This is a genomic window from Enterobacter sp. ECC-249 (assembly GCF_043965265.1).
GTDB lineage: Bacteria > Pseudomonadota > Gammaproteobacteria > Enterobacterales > Enterobacteriaceae > Enterobacter > Enterobacter quasiroggenkampii.
In genome coordinates, this window is the sequence record NZ_CP143660.1 from 723,004 (window position 1) to 739,198 (window position 16,195).

Annotated in this window: 13 protein-coding genes; 5 read left to right on the forward strand and 8 right to left on the reverse strand. The window is 55.6% G+C overall.

The genetic code is table 11. The features are described 5' to 3' along the window. Positions 1-19 precede the first annotated feature (19 nt). The 3 genes from V1587_RS03540 to V1587_RS03550 all read right to left on the reverse strand — a co-directional run bounded on the left by V1587_RS03540 (position 20) and on the right by V1587_RS03550 (position 4,234). Positions 20-391, reverse strand: a complete 372-nt coding sequence (locus tag V1587_RS03540) for a hypothetical protein (RefSeq protein WP_371899131.1) — start codon at positions 389-391, stop codon at positions 20-22. 318 nt (positions 392-709) lie between these two features. Beyond that, complete coding sequence (gene avtA / locus V1587_RS03545; protein WP_371899132.1) at positions 710-1,966, reverse strand: valine--pyruvate transaminase; 1,257 nt, start codon at positions 1,964-1,966, stop codon at positions 710-712. A 237-nt stretch (positions 1,967-2,203) separates the two neighbouring features. Beyond that, positions 2,204-4,234 (reverse strand): alpha-amylase, encoded by a 2,031-nt coding sequence (locus tag V1587_RS03550; protein WP_371899133.1) that lies wholly within the window; start codon positions 4,232-4,234, stop codon positions 2,204-2,206. Between the two features lie 314 nt (positions 4,235-4,548). Between V1587_RS03550 and V1587_RS03555 the strand changes: the two genes are divergently transcribed. After that, a complete protein-coding gene (locus V1587_RS03555) occupies positions 4,549-5,373 on the forward strand; it encodes a protein bax (RefSeq protein WP_032661838.1) in 825 nt (274 codons plus the stop codon). A 39-nt stretch (positions 5,374-5,412) separates the two neighbouring features. Here V1587_RS03555 and xylR read toward each other — a convergent pair whose 3' ends face one another. From xylR to xylF, 4 genes are all read right to left on the reverse strand, one after another. Then, positions 5,413-6,591 carry a D-xylose utilization transcriptional activator XylR gene (gene xylR / locus V1587_RS03560; protein ID WP_371899134.1) on the reverse strand — a complete coding sequence of 393 codons (1,179 nt, stop codon included), beginning with the start codon at positions 6,589-6,591 and terminating at the stop codon, positions 5,413-5,415. A gap of 33 nt (positions 6,592-6,624) precedes the next feature. Further along, the gene (gene xylH, locus V1587_RS03565) at positions 6,625-7,806 is read right to left on the reverse strand and encodes a xylose ABC transporter permease XylH (RefSeq protein WP_127729167.1); all 1,182 of its coding nucleotides are present in this window, start codon (positions 7,804-7,806) and stop codon (positions 6,625-6,627) included. Continuing rightward, on the reverse strand, positions 7,784-9,325 hold the full coding sequence (locus V1587_RS03570) for a xylose ABC transporter ATP-binding protein (protein ID WP_371899135.1): 1,542 nt from the start codon (positions 9,323-9,325) through the stop codon (positions 7,784-7,786). The genes xylH and V1587_RS03570 overlap by 23 nt, the downstream gene beginning before the upstream one ends. Before the next feature lie 71 nt (positions 9,326-9,396). Continuing rightward, complete coding sequence (gene xylF, locus V1587_RS03575; RefSeq protein WP_133293540.1) at positions 9,397-10,389, reverse strand: D-xylose ABC transporter substrate-binding protein; 993 nt, start codon at positions 10,387-10,389, stop codon at positions 9,397-9,399. A 371-nt stretch (positions 10,390-10,760) separates the two neighbouring features. Between xylF and xylA the strand changes: the two genes are divergently transcribed. The 4 genes from xylA (at position 10,761) to V1587_RS03595 (ending at position 15,173) form a co-directional block, all read left to right on the forward strand. Further along, positions 10,761-12,083: a xylose isomerase gene (gene xylA / locus V1587_RS03580; RefSeq protein WP_371899153.1), complete on the forward strand. Its 1,323-nt coding sequence runs from the start codon at positions 10,761-10,763 to the stop codon at positions 12,081-12,083. Between the two features lie 72 nt (positions 12,084-12,155). Further along, positions 12,156-13,610, forward strand: coding sequence for a xylulokinase (gene xylB / locus V1587_RS03585; protein WP_371899136.1), 1,455 nt, complete (start codon positions 12,156-12,158; stop codon positions 13,608-13,610). A 103-nt stretch (positions 13,611-13,713) separates the two neighbouring features. Then, complete coding sequence (locus V1587_RS03590; protein ID WP_371899137.1) at positions 13,714-14,253, forward strand: isochorismatase family protein; 540 nt, start codon at positions 13,714-13,716, stop codon at positions 14,251-14,253. Then, positions 14,253-15,173, forward strand: coding sequence for a GlxA family transcriptional regulator (locus V1587_RS03595; protein WP_371899138.1), 921 nt, complete (start codon positions 14,253-14,255; stop codon positions 15,171-15,173). Before V1587_RS03590 ends, V1587_RS03595 begins: the two co-directional genes overlap by 1 nt. Here the strand turns inward: V1587_RS03595 and V1587_RS03600 are convergent. Continuing rightward, positions 15,166-16,161 (reverse strand): acyltransferase, encoded by a 996-nt coding sequence (locus V1587_RS03600; protein ID WP_371899139.1) that lies wholly within the window; start codon positions 16,159-16,161, stop codon positions 15,166-15,168. The two genes, V1587_RS03595 and V1587_RS03600, sit on opposite strands and share 8 nt — an antisense overlap. Positions 16,162-16,195 lie beyond the last annotated feature (34 nt).

A 16,195-nucleotide genomic window follows, 5' to 3' on the forward strand; every position in this document is an offset into this window, starting at 1 on the left:
GCATCACCCAGTATCGTATTTACGCCTGCGGTAGTGGTTCCGCCACCGCCCGTGTTGCCTGTTCCGGTTCCTCCGCTGCCATTGCCTCCTGAGCCTGAACCTGAACCTGAACCTGAACCTGAACCAGAACCTGAGCCTGAACCAGAACCAGAACCCGTACCGCCACCAGCGCCTGTCCCGGTACCTGAACCCGTCCCGGTACCTGAGCCGTTGCTGCCCGAACCGCCATTGCTCGCGGTCGTGCCACTTCCATCACCTGAGCCGCTGCTGCTTCCCGTCGCAGGGTTATTTTTGGCAGTTGAATGATGAGAGCCGCCACCGCTTCCACTGCAGGCAGAAAGAGAGAACGCGAGCAGTACCGCAACAGCAATAGCGCTGATGCGACTAACATTATTAGGTAGCATATGAATACTCCACGCAAAAGAACGCCGAGCGGCGTATTAGTGAGTATATGCACTATTTTTAAATATGCATGAAAGTGACTCGGGATGGTATTTTCCTGCGTTGCAGGTGGTTATTTCAAAATAACAATAAGTTAAGATCTTTAATTGATGCTTAATTATTGATGGGGAAGTTAGCGAGCGTAAATTAAAGGAATATTCCTAAGGAAACTCAAGGGGGATGATAAATAAAACGCTACAGGATATATCCTTAATATAAGATTCAGATCACGGAAAAATAAGGCTCTTCATTTGAAGAGCCTTATTATTTAACAATTGCCTTCGCGCCAGGCTTTTTCGATCTCTTCGGCGAGAATTTTGACACCCGCTTCGATTTTTTCCGGATCGGGCACATAGTTCATGCGCATGCACTGGTGGGTATGCGGCCACGGCTTATCCAGACCCGGGAAGAAATAATCGCCCGGCACCATCAGTACGCCGCGCTTTTTCAGGCGCTGGTAGAGCAGCTCGGTGGTGATGGGTAAATCCTTAAACCAGAGCCACAGGAAAATCGCCCCTTCCGGCTTGTGGATCAGACAGCGTTCTTCCGGCAAATAGCGGCGAATTGTTGCAATCGTCTCCTGAACGCGCTGGTAATAGAAAGGCTTGATAACCTCATTCGACAGACGCAGCAGGTCCTTGCGTTTGATCATTTCGCACATCATCGCCGGGCCAATGCCGCCCGGAGAAAGGCTGATAATCCCATTCATATTGGTGATGGCGGTGATGATTTTTTCGTTGGCGATGATGATGCCGCAGCGGCTGCCCGGCAGACCCAGCTTAGAGAGGCTCATGCACAGGACAATGTTCGGGTTCCACAGCGGGCGTGCTTCGCTGAAGATAATGCCCGGGAACGGTACGCCGTAGGCGTTATCGATCACCAGCGGAATGCCGTGCTGATTCGCCAGCGCATCCAGCTTCATCAGTTCGTCATCGGTGATCACGTTGCCCGTTGGGTTAGTCGGACGCGATACGCAGATCATGCCCGTCTCTTCGCCAATATGCAGGTGTTCAAAATCGACGTGATATTTGAACTGGCCTTCCGGCAGCAGCTCAATGTTCGGACGCGCGGAGACGAACAGATCCTCTTCCAGGCCGGAATCAGCGTAGCCAATATATTCCGGTGCCAGCGGGAACAGCACTTTTTTGGTGGTGCCGTCGGCGCGACGTCCTGCGAACAGATTAAACAAGTAGAAAAACGCGCTCTGGCTGCCGTTTGTTAGTGCAATATTCTGTGGTTCGATATCCCAGCCCAGCTCGTCACGCAGCATTTCCGCGAGGAGTGTCAGCAGTTCGGTTTTACCCTGCGGGCCGTCGTAATTGCAAAGCGCATCGGTTGCTTTGCCGCTTTCCAGCATCTGAGCGAGCAGCGTCTGGAAATAGGTATTCATCTCCGGGATTTGAGCCGGGTTTCCGCCGCCGAGCATGATTGCGCCCGGTGTGCGCAGCCCGTCGTTGAGGTCCTCCATCAGGCGAGTAATGCCTGAATGGCGGGTAAATTTGTCGCCGAAAAGTGAAAACGTCATAGCAGGTGATCTGTCGAGCTTATTTTGAAAGTGGGTAACCATAACGCTAGCACCGTGTTGGTGCAAATCGGGTGGTGTGGTCGGATTTGTTGTTTTATAGGGCGGAAGTTGATTTGTGTAGTGAATAGTTCTGGTGCTTTTCCCCTCACCCCGGCCTTCTCCCCAAAGGGGCTAGGGTGAAAGACCGCACCGTGCAATCCCCTCTCCCCTTGGAGAGAGGGTTAGGGTGAGGGGGGGCTATTGATTACCCGCCCATACCACCATCACCTTATCGCCATTGTGCTCGCGCACGAAGCCGTACCCCTCTTTCAGCGACAGCGTGGTTTGTTTGCCTTCGCCAATCGCCGGGTGACGGGCGCGGAACTGACCCAGCGTTTGCCAGTGGGCGACGGTTAAGGCCTGCTTGCCCGTGACGTCCTGCCAGTTCATATCTGACCGGGTGCCCTGCAATGGGTCGGAACCTGTCGGCCCGAATGGACGCTCGGACTCATCCCCGTAATAGATTTGCACGCTGCCCGGCGCCAGCAGAAGCAGCTCCGCCGCGCGCTGGCCCCCTTCGCGGAACAGGCGCGTATCGTGGGAGGAGAGGTAGCTCAGCACGTTGAAGCTTTGCAGCTTCTCCGCCATCTGCTGCCAGGTGAGATCCATATCGGCCAGGCAATCCACCGCCTTTGCCGCCTGCTCCTGATAGTCAAAGTTAATCATCGCGTCAAAACCGTGACGGTAATAATCGCTCTGCATCACCCCGTGGCCCCAGGATTCACCGGTCATCCAAAACGGTGCGTTGTCGAGCTTTTTGTCCGGATTAGCCCCTTTCCAGGCGGCCAGCGCCTGGCTTGCCTGGTCTTTCAGCTGTTGCCAGGCCGCAAGCTCAACGTGTTTAGCCGTATCCACCCGGAAACCGTCGATGCCGTAGTCGCGTACCCACTGGCTGAGCCAGTGGGTCAGATAATCGCGCGGGGTATATCCCGGGATGGCCTTCGCGTGGGTGTCGGGCTTGTGTTGATAAAAGTTTGGCAATCCGGAAGGCGTCGTGGATTCCGTTTTCAGATCGGGCAGAAATGCCAGCGACATGGTCAAATCGTCGAAGCCAGGGTTGTCGTAATCGCCGATATCGGTGCGGATCCACTTTTTACCCCACCATTTTTCCCATGCGGCTTTGTCGCTAAAGTTGATGTAGTCGTTAAAGCTGTGCCAGGTCTGGCCCGCGCCCGGCTTCCAGTCCGTCCAGCGTTCTCCCAGCGTCTTTTTCAGCTCATCACCCTGCAGATACAGGGCACCAAACTGATATTCCTGCATGTCTGCCAGCGTGGCATAACCAACGTGGTTCATGACGATATCGAACAGAACGCGGATCCCGCGCTTGTGCGCTTCGTCGACAAGCTGGCGCAGGTCATCCTCAGTTCCCATGTTGGCGTCGAGCTTTGTCCAGTCCTGGGTGTAGTAGCCGTGATAGGCGTAATGCGGGAAATCACCTTTGGTACCACCGCCTACCCAGCCGTGGATCTGCTCAAGCGGGGAGCTTAACCAGAGTGCGTTTACGCCCAGCTGCTGCAGGTAGTCGAGCTTGCTGGTCAGCCCCTTGAGATCGCCGCCGTGGAATGTGCCAATCTCCTGCATGCCGTCTTTATGGCGACCGTAGCTGTTGTCGTTGCCCGGGTCACCATTCACGTAACGGTCGGTCAGCACAAAATAGACGGTGGCGTTTTGCCAGCTAAACGGCGCAGGCTTGTCGGTTTCGGCGCGCTCAAGCAGCAGCAGGCCATTACTGTTGGCGGCTGGCTGCAGGGTGATTTTTCCATTCTGCACCGTCGCCGTCTGTTTACTGTAGTAGTCGCGCACGACGGAGCCCTCAGGGAAGGTACTGCCGACGTCCAGCGTCAGCGGTTTACCGTCCCACTTAGGGCACTGGCGGATGACGTTTGCAACCGGCTGTTCTGCGGCACTCTGAATCGTCAGCAGCAGGGTGGGCGTGCCGGAGCGGGTATCAATCCGCATCTGGTAGTCACCGTCGCGGAAAAGGCGCCACTGCGGCGGCGTGCCGTCACAGGGCTTGAGCGACAGCATCTCATTGAGTTTTATCGCATCTGCAGGCTGCCAGCACGTCTTGTCAAAACTCAGCGTCAGAGGACGCGTACCCTTCGCAAGCTTTGCCTGGCTGGTGAAGACTCCGGTGCCTTCGGCGCTAAATGCGCTAAACCCCGGCGATGACCAGTCGGCATGTGCCATTGCGGGTAACATCAGAAAGGCTAATGCGGTACGTTTCATTCCTTTTTCCTGTCGCGGCATTTTTGACCAGTGTGCCATCAGGCGGGGGGCAAAAACTCATCCCCTGTCGCTTTCTGCCGGGAGGAAGCGTGAGGATGAGTGATCTCGCGCAAAATTAGGCAGTTATCTGCGATAGCGCACACAGTTTTTGTGGAATGATGTTTTTATGAGCAAGTTTCAGGTGACATAGTTTCGGAATTGGACTATTTCTATACGTGCTCTTGAAGTCTATTTTTGATATGATTTGAGATTCCGCTCTCAAATTTGTGAAAAAAATAAGGTGTTAGGATGATTACATCCGACCAGGAGACCTAATGATATCGACTCCCATTCGACGATATGGGGCTGCGATACTCATGTTACTCACCACGGCATTTTCGGGTGAGGTGCTTGCGAAGACGCACACGGATACAACGAGTAAGAAAGCCCACGTAATAAAGACGACAAGTAGTAAGGTTAGCAGTAAACAAGAGTATTCTCGCAATAGTGCAAAGAGTAGTTCACTTCCTGATTTGCGAAAATACCCTTCCGGAACACCAAGGAAAAAAGCGTTTCTCCGGACGGTAATGCCTTACATCACGAGTCAAAATGCCGCGATTACTGCGGATCGTAACTGGCTGATTTCCAAACAGTACGATAGCCGCTGGTCGCCGTCAGAGCGCGCGCGTCTGAAAGATATCACGAAGCGCTACAAGCTGAGCTGGAACGGTAACACGCGTCGTGTGCCGTGGAATGCTCTCCTTGAGCGTGTGGATATCATCCCGGGCAGCATGGTTGCGACCATGGCCGCAGCCGAAAGCGGCTGGGGTACGTCTAAGCTTGCGCGTAGCAACAACAACCTTTTCGGCATGAAGTGTGTGAAAGGTCGTTGTAATAATGCCCCTGGCAAGGTGAAAGGTTATTCGCAATTTGAATCTGTGAAGGATTCCGTCAGCGCCTACGTGGTGAATCTTAATACGCACCCGGCCTACTCATCGTTCCGTAAATCACGCGCTCAGCTGCGTAAGGCGGACCAGGAAGTGACGGCCAGTACGATGATCCACAAGCTGAAAGGTTATTCGACAAAGGGACAGAGCTATAACAACTATCTGTTCGCCATGTACCAGGATAACCAGCGCTTAATCGCCGCCCATATGTAATCTCAAAAAAACGCCTTCCACTGGAAGGCGTTTTCTTTTCTAGATCAGCACCTCGCTGTGGCGATCCCGATACTCTTTCGGCGTGGTGTCATACTCTTTGCGAAACACCGAATAAAAATATTGCAGCGACGGGTAACCGCACATCTGCGAGATTTCGTTGATCGATAGCGACGTGGAAATGAGCAGGCTGCGTGCTTTCTCCAGCTTTTCAGCATGGATGACGGCATGAATGGTTTCGCCCACCTCTTCTTTAAAACGCTTCTCCAGATTCGAACGCGAAATGCCCACCGAATCCAGCACCTGATCGACTTTAATCCCTTTGCAGGCGTGGTTGCGAATATAGTGCATGGCCTGAATGACGGCCGGGTCGCTTAAGGAGCGATAATCGGTTGAGCGACGTTCCACGACGCGAACAGGAGGCACCAGCAGGCGCTGAAGCGGCAGAGATTCTTTATCGAGCAGACGATGCAGCAGCTTTGCCGCCTGATAGCCCATCTGACGCGTGCCCTGGGCAACGGAGGAGAGTGCCACGCGAGACAGATAGCGGGTCAGTTCTTCGTTATCAATACCAATCACGCACAGCTTTTCGGGCACCGGAATGTGTAAGTGTTCGCAGACCTGCAGCACGTGCCGCGCGCGCGCATCCGTCACGGCAATAATGCCGGTTTGCGGCGGAAGCGTTTGCAGCCAGTCAGCGAGACGGTTTTGCGCGTGCTGCCAGTTTTCCGGGGCGGTTTCCAGCCCCTGATAGACCACGCCGCGATACTTCTCCTGCACGACCAGCTGGCAAAACGCGTGCTCACGCTCAACGGCCCAGCGCTTGCCGCTGGTGGCGGGTAGACCATAAAACGCAAAGCGATGGACGCCTTTCTCTTTTAAATGGAGAAACGCGGCCTCGACCAGGGCATGGTTATCGGTGGCAATATAGTGAACCGGCGGATAGTGTTCGGGCGAATGATAGGAGCCGCCGACGCCAACGATCGGAACGTCGACGTCGGTCAGCAGTTGTTCAATAACGGGGTCGTCATAGTCGGCGATAACGCCATCGCCCAGCCAGTCTTTGATGTTCTCCAGACGGGTGCGAAAATCTTCCTCAATAAAAATATCCCACTCGGATTGCGACGCCTGCAAATATTCACCCACGCCTTCCACCACCTGACGGTCATAGGCTTTATTGGCATTGAATAACAACGTAATGCGGTGACGCTTTTCAAACATGGCTCACTTCCCAATTAAGTCACAATACGGTTATCAGGCCCGTCGCTTGGTGGCCGAGTCCATCCAGACTGCCAGTAAAAGAATGGCCCCCTTGACGATATACTGCCAAAACGTCGGGACGTCCATCATACTCATCCCGTTATCCAACGACGCCATGATAAATGCCCCCATGACCGCGCCCGCCACGCTACCGATACCCCCTGCGAGGCTGGTGCCGCCAATGACGCACGCGGCGATAGCATCCAGCTCGGCGATGTTACCGGCGGAGGGTGAACCGGCGCCCAGACGCGAGCTGAGGATCAGCCCGGCGATGGCGACCATCAGGCCGTTAATGGCGAAGACCGCCAGCTTGGTGCGCTCGACATTGATACCCGAGAGGCGGGCAGCTTCAAGGTTTCCGCCGATGGCATAAATACGGCGGCCAAACGCGGTGCGCGTGGCCATAAACATGCCGCCCAGCAGTAAAAGCGCCAGCAGCAGGACGGGTGTCGGAACACCGCGATAGTCGTTTAAAAGCCAGATGGCGCCCAGCACAATGACCGCCGTGAGCGCCTGACGCCCCACTACCGACGTGGATGCTGGCGACGCCAGCCCCAGCGCCTGACGGCGCATACGTCCACGCCACTGCCATGCAACAAACGCCAGCAGCCCCACCACGCCGATGGTAAAGCCCACGCTATCTGAGAGGTAACTCTGGCCAATCTGCGACATGGCTGCACTGGTCGGGGAGACGGTAGTGCCGTTGGTGATGCCGATTAAGATCCCGCGGAAGGCCAGCATCCCTGCCAGGGTGACGATGAACGACGGCACTTTACGGTAGGCTACCCACCAGCCGTTCCAGGCTCCCAGAACCAGACCCAGCACCAGCGTGACCGCCACGGTTAGCGGCAGCGGCCAGCCAAGCCAGACGTCAAAAATCGCCGCCACGCCGCCGAGGAGCCCCATCATCGAACCGACCGAAAGATCGATTTCCGCGGAGATAATCACGAACACCATGCCGACGGCCAGAATGCCGGTGATAGCGGTCTGGCGGAGCAGGTTAGAGACGTTACGCGCGCTGAGGTACGAGCCATCGGTCATCCAGGTAAAGAACAGCATGATGACGATAATCGCCGCGATCATCACGAAAACCTGCAGGTTAAGCGCTTTTAGCCCCGCGAACGCTCCGGGCGTCGGAACGGCGACTTTGATATCAGACGGATTGCTTTTCGACATGACGTTCGCTCCTTAAAGCGGCTTCCATCACCTGCTCCTGCGTCAGGTTCTGGTTAATCAGGTTGGCTTTCAGTTTTCCCTCGTGCATGACCAGCACGCGGTCGCTCAGGCCGAGCACTTCGGGTAACTCAGACGAAATGACAATGACGGCAATCCCTTGCTGTACAAGCTGATTAATCAGTTTGTAGATTTCATATTTGGCACCGATATCAATCCCGCGCGTGGGCTCATCAAGGATTAGAATGCGTGGATTGAGAAGCAGGCAGCGCGCCAGAATCGCCTTCTGCTGGTTTCCCCCGCTCAGGCGGCCAATCGCCAGTTCCGGTGAGGAGGTTTTGACCTTTAGCCGGGCGAGTGACTGAAGGATGCACTGCTGCTCGGCGGCATCGTCCAGGCTGCTCAGCGCGCCGGAGAAGCGATCGAGCGCCGCAAGCGTAATGTTTTTCCCCACCGCCATAACCGGCACGATGCCGTCTTTTTTGCGGTCTTCCGGCACCATGGCAATGCCTCGTGCGATCGCCTGCTGGCAGTTGTCGATTTTCACCGGCTGGCCGTCGATATAAATGGTGCCCTCCCAGCGCCCCGGCCACACGCCAAACAGACACTGTACGGCCTCCGTGCGCCCGGCACCGACTAACCCGGCAATACCGAGAATTTCGCCGCTGTGCAGAGAAAACGAGACGTTATTCACACGCTTGATGTGGCGGTTAACGGGATGCCACGCGGTCAGGTTTTCCACGCGCAGCACTTCATCACCTTTGGTGTGAGGCTCATTCGGATAGAGCGCCGTTAGCTCGCGTCCCACCATCATGGTGATGATGTCATCTTCACTCATGCCCGCGGCTTCACGCGTGCCGATGTGTTGCCCGTCGCGGATCACGCAGATGGTGTCCGAAATGGCTTTAACCTCGTTCAGCTTGTGCGAAATGTAGATGCAGGCGATGCCGTGATTTTGCAGATCGCGAATGATATTGAGCAGTACCGCAGTTTCCTGTTCGGTGAGCGAGGCCGTTGGCTCATCAAGGATCAGCAGCCTGACCTGTTTATTGAGCGCTTTCGCTATTTCCACCAGCTGCTGTTGCCCGAGGCCCAAATCCCCCACGCGGGTATCCGGTGAAATGCTGAGGCTCACCTGCGCCAGCAGCTTTTCACAGCGTAGCGTCATGGTGTCGTAATCCAGCACGCCGTGGCGGGAAATTTCGGCCCCAAGGAAAATGTTCTCCAGCACGGTGAGATGCTTCACCAGCGCCAGCTCCTGGTGGATGATGGCGATGCCTTTACGTTCGGTATCGCGGATGTGTGTCGCCTGGATAACTTCGCCGGCAAAGACGATTTCGCCTTCATAGCTGCCGTGTGGGTAGATCCCGCACAACACTTTCATCAGCGTCGACTTGCCCGAACCGTTCTCACCGCACAGCGAAACCACTTCGCCGGGGTTCAACCGCAGGCTGACGTTGTCGACGGCTTTCACCGTGCCGAAGCGTTTGGTGATGCTTTTCATTTCAAGTAAATAAGGCATAACCGCTCCACATAACCCGAGGGAAGAACAGTACAACGTGATTCGCCCCCGCAAAGCAGGGGCGCGCCGGATTACAGTTCGCTCTTCTTGTGGAAGCCGTCTTTAATGACGGTGGCGTCAATGTTCTCTTTGTTGACTTCAATCGGTGTGAGCAGGCGAGCCGGAACGTCTTTCAGCCCGTTATTCAGCGTTGCGTCTGCTTTAGGCTGCTTGCCATTGCCCAGCTCTACGGCGATTTCCGCCGCCGTATTGGCAAGCTCGGTAATCGGTTTGTAGACCGTCATGGTTTGGGTGCCTGCGATAATGCGTTTTACGCCAGCCAGATCGGCGTCCTGTCCAGAAATAGCGACTTTACCCGCCAGCCCCTGTGCGCTTAATGCCTGAATCGCACCGCCTGCGGTGGCATCGTTGGAGGCTACAACCGCATCAATTTTGTTGTTGTTTGCCGTCAGCGCGTTTTCCATAATCTTCAGCGCGTTTTCTGGCAGCCAGCCGTCGGCCCACTGATCGCCAACCACTTTAATTTTCCCGTTGTCGATGTACGGCTTAAGGACTTTCATTTGCCCTTCGCGGAACAGTTTGGCGTTGTTATCCACCGGAGAGCCGCCCATCAGGAAATAATTGCCCTGAGGCACTTTGTCGATCAGGCTTTGCGCCTGTAATTCGCCGACTTTTTCATTGTCGAAAGAAATATAATAATCAATATCCGCATTATTAATCATGCGGTCATAGGCCAGAACTTTTATGCCTTCCTGTTTGGCTTCTTTCACCACGTTACTTAATACCTGGCCGTTATAGGGGATAATGACCAGCACATCGACGCCACGGTTAATCATATTCTCGATCTGCGACATTTGTGTTTCTTCATTGCCGTTAGCCGACTGCACAAACACGCTGGCGCCAAGGGATTCAGCTTTTTTAACAAAAATATCGCGATCTTTTTGCCAGCGCTCCAGACGCAGGTCGTCAATCGCCATGCCAATTTTGACCTCTTTGGCATGTCCTGCAAAGCTTGCAAGGAGAAGCGTAGCGCAGAGCGTTAGAGTCAGGTTCTTTATCTTCATAATTATTAGGCCTTTTTGTAGGGGTATGTGTTGCTGAGATAAAAGAAACATTCACTGCTGAGACGCAGCAAATTTTTAACGCGGAAAGGCGGGCTGGCAATTACAGATTTTTATCTTCTCATTATGATATTTGGTTTATTTCTGAATTTATGACCGCGATCGGATTTTAAAATGCGTAACGTCTTAATTACATTTGATTCTGGAATAAGCGCCGAAAAATAGTTTGTCTGCGCATTATTTTGCGAGCCAGCGCACAGTTGTGCATTCTCTCAATAGCAGTGTGAAATAACGTAATTGAGCAACCCAAAATGTCTATTCACTATTACTCCTGTATCAACGACTCGCCGCATACCCTGATTATGGAGCTCAATATGCAAGCTTATTTCGACCAACTCGATCGTGTTCGTTACGAAGGTCCAAAAACGACCAATCCTTTAGCATTTCGTCACTACAACCCGGATGAGCTGGTGCTGGGTAAGCGCATGGAAGATCATCTGCGCTTTGCCGCCTGTTACTGGCATACCTTCTGCTGGAACGGTGCCGATATGTTCGGCGTGGGTTCCTTTGACCGTCCCTGGCAGCAGCCGGGTGAGGCCATCGAGCTGGCGAAACGCAAAGCCGATGTGGCGTTCGAGTTCTTCCACAAGCTGAACGTGCCGTACTACTGCTTCCATGACGTGGACGTGTCGCCGGAAGGCGCGTCGCTGAAAGAGTATCTGAACAACTTCGCGCAGATGGTGGATGTGCTGGCGGCGAAACAGCAGCAAAGCGGCGTGAAGCTGCTCTGGGGCACGGCGAACTGCTTTACCAACCCTCGCTACGGCGCGGGTGCGGCAACCAACCCGGATCCAGACGTGTTTAGCTGGGCGGCCACGCAGGTGGTGACGGCAATGAACGCCACGCATCAGCTGGGCGGTGAAAACTATGTCCTGTGGGGCGGACGTGAAGGCTATGAAACCCTGCTCAACACCGATCTGCGCCAGGAGCGCGAGCAGATTGGCCGCTTTATGCAGATGGTTGTCGACCACAAGCACAAAATTGGCTTCCGCGGCACGCTGCTGATCGAGCCGAAACCGCAGGAGCCAACCAAGCACCAGTACGACTACGACGTGGCGACGGTGTATGGCTTCCTGAAGCAGTTCGGTCTGGAAAAAGAGATTAAAGTGAACATTGAGGCCAACCACGCCACGCTGGCGGGCCACTCTTTCCACCACGAGATCGCGTCTGCGATTGCGCTGGGCATCTTCGGCTCGGTCGATGCGAACCGCGGCGACCCGCAGCTGGGCTGGGACACAGACCAGTTCCCGAACAGTGTGGAAGAGAATGCGCTGGTGATGTACGAAATCATCAAAGCGGGTGGTTTTACCACCGGCGGCCTGAACTTTGACGCCAAAGTGCGTCGCCAGAGCACCGACAAATACGATCTGTTCTACGGCCACATTGGCGCGATGGACACCATGGCGCTGGCGCTGAAAGTGGCGGCTCGTATGATTGAAGACGGCGAGCTGGATAAACGCGTAGCGAAGCGTTACAGCGGCTGGAACAGTGAGCTGGGCCAGCAAATTTTGAAGGGGCAGTTATCGCTTGCGGAGATCGCGAAGTACGCTGAACAACATCAGCTGGCACCGCAGCACCAGAGCGGGCACCAGGAGCTGCTGGAAAATCTCGTAAACCACTATCTGTTTGATAAGTGAATTAGCAGAAGATGCACGTAGGCCCGGTAAGCGTTAGCGCCACCGGGCATTTCTGTAAAAGGAGTCACCGTAATGTATATCGGGATCGATCTTGGCACATCGGGTGTGAAAGCCATCCTGTTAAGCGAGCAGGGCGAGGTGTTAGCAACGCAGACGGAAACGCTGCAGGTTTCTCGTCCGCATCCGCTGTGGTCGGAACAGGATCCGGAACAGTGGTGGCAGGCGACGGATCGCGCAATCAAAGCCTTAGGCGAGCAGCATAGCCTGCGCGACGTTAAAGCGCTGGGGATTGCCGGGCAAATGCACGGCGCTACGTTACTGGACAGCGAGCATCGCGTGTTGCGACCCGCCATTCTCTGGAACGATGGCCGCTGCGCGGAAGAGTGCGCGCTTCTTGAGGCGCGTGTACCCACGTCTCGTGAGATTACCGGCAACCTGATGATGCCCGGCTTTACCGCACCCAAATTGCTGTGGGTGCAGCGCCACGAGCCGGAGATTTTCCGTCAGGTGGCGAAAGTCCTGCTGCCGAAAGATTATCTGCGTTTTCGCATGACGGGCGATTTTGCCAGCGACATGTCCGATGCCGCCGGCACCATGTGGCTCGACGTGGCGAAGCGCGACTGGAGCGAGGTGATGCTGGATGCCTGCCATCTGACCCGGGAACATATGCCCGCGCTGTACGAAGGCTGTGAGGTGACAGGCGCGCTGCTGCCAGCCGTTGCTGAACGCTGGAATATGCCTGCCGTACCGGTGGTTGCCGGAGGCGGTGATAATGCCGCGGGCGCTGTCGGCGTCGGCATGGTTGAGGCGGGGCAGGCGATGCTGTCTCTGGGAACCTCTGGCGTCTATTTTGCCGTCAGCGACGGCTATCGCAGTAATCCAGAAAGCGCAGTGCACAGTTTCTGTCATGCCCTTCCAGGGAAATGGCATTTGATGTCGGTGATGCTCAGCGCGGCGTCCTGCCTGGACTGGGCGGCAAAACTCACCGGCATGGCCGACGTTCCGGCGCTCATTGCTGCGGCGCAGCAGGCCGATGATGCTGCAGGTGCCGTCTGGTTTTTACCGTATCTTTCCGGCGAGCGTACGCCGCACAACAACCCGGAAGCGAAAGGAGTGTTCTTTGGCTTAACCCATCAGCATGGCCCGGCAGAGCTGGCGCGTGCGGTTCTCGAAGGCGTGGGCTATGCGCTGGCCGACGGGATGGACGTGGTGCACGACTGCGGCCTGGAACCGACGAGCGTCACCCTGATTGGCGGCGGTGCGCGAAGCCCTTACTGGCGACAGATGCTGTCGGATATCAGTGGGTTGCAGCTGGATTTCCGCACCGGTGGCGATGTCGGCCCCGCGCTCGGCGCCGCGCGTCTGGCGCAGATTGCTATGAACCCGGAAAAACCACTTTCACAACTATTGCCTCAGCTTACTCTTGAGCAGGCGCATTTCCCTGACGCGGCAAACCATGCGCGGTACGCGGAAAGGCGCGCGGTATTCCGTAAAATCTACCAGCAGCTGCTGCCCCTGATGTCGTAAATACGCTTGTCCGGGAGAGGCACGAGGATGTCCTTTTTTGGTCTGTGCGTGCCTTCCTTTCCTTGCCAGTATGGTGCCACACCCACTGGCGAGGAGATCCACCATGTCACGCACTGCACTAATCAACATCGATACTCAGCAGTCCTTCCATCACCGCAATTACTGGCAGGAAAGCGAGGTCCCTGCCTTTCAGCAGGCGATGCTAGGGCTGATTGAAGGCTGCCAGGCGCGCGGTATTCCGGTTGTTGATATTTTCCATGTGGATGAAGACGGCCCTTTCACCCTGCAAAGCGGTTTTGTCAAACCGATGGCCTTTTTGCGTCATCAGCCGGATGTGGTTTTCCAGAAACACGTCCATAATGCCTTCACGGATACCGGGCTCGATCGCTGGCTGCGTGAACGTGATATCAACCAGCTGATTATCTGCGGCATTCGCACTGAGCAATGCTGCGAAACCACCGCCCGGGTGGCATCCGATCTGGGCTATGCTGTGACCTTTGTTAGCGAGGCCACGCTGACGTTCCCCATGACGTACAGGGGCATTACCCTTAGCGCAGCGGAAATTCGCCACCGTACCGAAACGGTACTGTCCGGGCGTTTTGCCGAAATTAAAACGGTAGCGGAGACGCTGGAGTCCCTGTAATGAGCATCGACGTCTGGTTCGTGATGTTGCCCGGTGTGCTGTCATTAGACATGACCGGCCCGGCAGAAACCTTTGTACTGGCAGGCGACGCGTTTCGTCTGCATTACATCGGCCCGCAATCTGATGTTCAGACGTCGATTGGCCTGACGATGAGCGGCATTCAGCCGTTACCGGAAAGGCTTCCTGAGGGGAGCCTGCTGGTATTGCCCGGCGTGAGCGACTCCCGCACTCAGTTTTCGACACCACAGGCGTTGCGGATACAGCACTGGCTGATGCGCCTGCAGCCGGTCATTCAGGGCCGGGGTATCACGGTGATGTGCGTCTGTTCAGGTGCGCTGCTGGCGGCGAAATCGGGCCTGCTGAACAACCGGCAGTGTACAACCCACCATGACGTTATCAGTCGTTTACGCACCGCAGCCCCCACGGCGACGATTAAAGAAAACCGCATCTTTGTGCAGGATGAGAACATCTGGACCAGCGCGGGGATTACGTCGGGCATCGATCTGGCGCTGCACATGATTAACCGCCTGTGCGGTCCCGAAAAGGCGCTGGCCGTGGCGCGCGAGATGGTGGTCTGGTTTCGCCGTTCCGGTGACGATCCCCAGCTCTCCCCGTGGCTGCGCTACCGCAATCATCTTCATCCGGCGATTCATCGGGCGCAGGATGCGCTCACCGCCGAGCCGCAAAAAACGTGGAGCTTGCCTGATATCGCCGCGCTGGCGCACGTCAGCCCGCGCCATCTCACCCGGCTTTTCCAGTCACATTTAGGGATTAGCGTTCGCGATTACCTGGAGCAGCTGCGTCTGGCGGTGGCGGAGCAGTGGCTATTGCAGGGGCGCGGCGTGGAGCAGGCTTCACTGGCGGCAGGGTTTTCCTCCCCTCGCCAGTATCATCGCGCCCGGCAGCGAAGCATTAGCTGACGAATCGGCGAGCGTCTATTTTTTGCAGCAGCATCGACAGCAGCAGGCTGATCGCCAGCGTGGCGGCAAAAATCCAGACGATATCCAGCACCGGCCAGCTTTTTAGCTCAATGCCTCTCGTGCGCAGCGCGTGGATCACCAGCGCGTGAAAACCGTAAATCCCGAGAGAGTGCCGAGAGATAAGGCTCAGCACGGGCAGGGGACGCGCATTCAGGGTGTTTTTGGCGAGCGTGAGCAGCGAAACCGCACAGATAAAGACCATCGGCCCGCAATAGAGATACCAGGTATCGGCAAAATTGCCGCGCCACTGCAGTTCATGCAACGTCCCGCGTGAAATCACCGCCACACCAGCAATAAACAGCGCCCCGCAGAGCCAGTTCAGCCCGCGTTTTTGCGTGTCCATCATCCCGATGGCACGCCCCAGCATGCCGTAAAGCACGTAGTAAAAAGTATCGCCGTTGATATAGAGATTGACCGGAAGCCACTCAAATCCGTCGATTTTCTGCGAAACCGTATTCGGGTTAGCGATAATGCCAATCACCACCATCAGGGCCAGAAGCATTTTACCGCTGACGTTTTTCACCTGAATGAGCGGGGAGACCAGATAGATAACGATAATCGCGAAGAAGAACCACAGGTGGTAGAACACCGGTTTTTGCAGCACGTATTTCAGCGACAGCCCGGCGTTAATGGAGGTGAACAGCGTGATATAGAGCAGGGCAACGGCGCTGTAGAACCCCAGGCAGGCCGCGATGCGCACGAAGTGCCGCGGCTGCGCGCTACGCTCGCCAAAAAAGAGAAAGCCGGAAATCATAAAGAACAGCGGCACGCTGACGCGTGACGCAGAGTTGAGAATATTGGCGATATCCCAGTTAACGGGGCTGATGCTGTGGGCATTTGTGACGTACCAGGTCGTCGTGTGGATCATGACCACCATCAGACACGCTATTCCTCGCAGGTTATCAATCCAGTTAATTTTTGACTGCATCAGTTCCTCGTATTCCCTGTAAATTGAGTGTGAC

Bases quoted from the DNA above. Each gene is read 5' to 3' on its own strand.
- xylB (WP_371899136.1), top strand. From the start codon at position 12,156: ATGTATATCGGGATCGATCTTGGCACATCGGGTGTGAAAGCCATCCTG.
- V1587_RS03600 (WP_371899139.1), bottom strand. From the start codon at position 16,161: ATGCAGTCAAAAATTAACTGGATTGATAACCTGCGAGGAATAGCGTGT.
- V1587_RS03595 (WP_371899138.1), top strand. From the start codon at position 14,253: ATGAGCATCGACGTCTGGTTCGTGATGTTGCCCGGTGTGCTGTCATTA.
- avtA (WP_371899132.1), bottom strand. From the start codon at position 1,966: ATGACGTTTTCACTTTTCGGCGACAAATTTACCCGCCATTCAGGCATT.
- xylR (WP_371899134.1), bottom strand. From the start codon at position 6,591: ATGTTTGAAAAGCGTCACCGCATTACGTTGTTATTCAATGCCAATAAA.
- V1587_RS03590 (WP_371899137.1), top strand. From the start codon at position 13,714: ATGTCACGCACTGCACTAATCAACATCGATACTCAGCAGTCCTTCCAT.
- V1587_RS03550 (WP_371899133.1), bottom strand. From the start codon at position 4,234: ATGAAACGTACCGCATTAGCCTTTCTGATGTTACCCGCAATGGCACAT.
- xylA (WP_371899153.1), top strand. From the start codon at position 10,761: ATGCAAGCTTATTTCGACCAACTCGATCGTGTTCGTTACGAAGGTCCA.
- xylH (WP_127729167.1), bottom strand. From the start codon at position 7,806: ATGTCGAAAAGCAATCCGTCTGATATCAAAGTCGCCGTTCCGACGCCC.
- xylF (WP_133293540.1), bottom strand. From the start codon at position 10,389: ATGAAGATAAAGAACCTGACTCTAACGCTCTGCGCTACGCTTCTCCTT.
- V1587_RS03570 (WP_371899135.1), bottom strand. From the start codon at position 9,325: ATGCCTTATTTACTTGAAATGAAAAGCATCACCAAACGCTTCGGCACG.
- V1587_RS03540 (WP_371899131.1), bottom strand. From the start codon at position 391: ATGTTAGTCGCATCAGCGCTATTGCTGTTGCGGTACTGCTCGCGTTCT.
- V1587_RS03555 (WP_032661838.1), top strand. From the start codon at position 4,549: ATGATATCGACTCCCATTCGACGATATGGGGCTGCGATACTCATGTTA.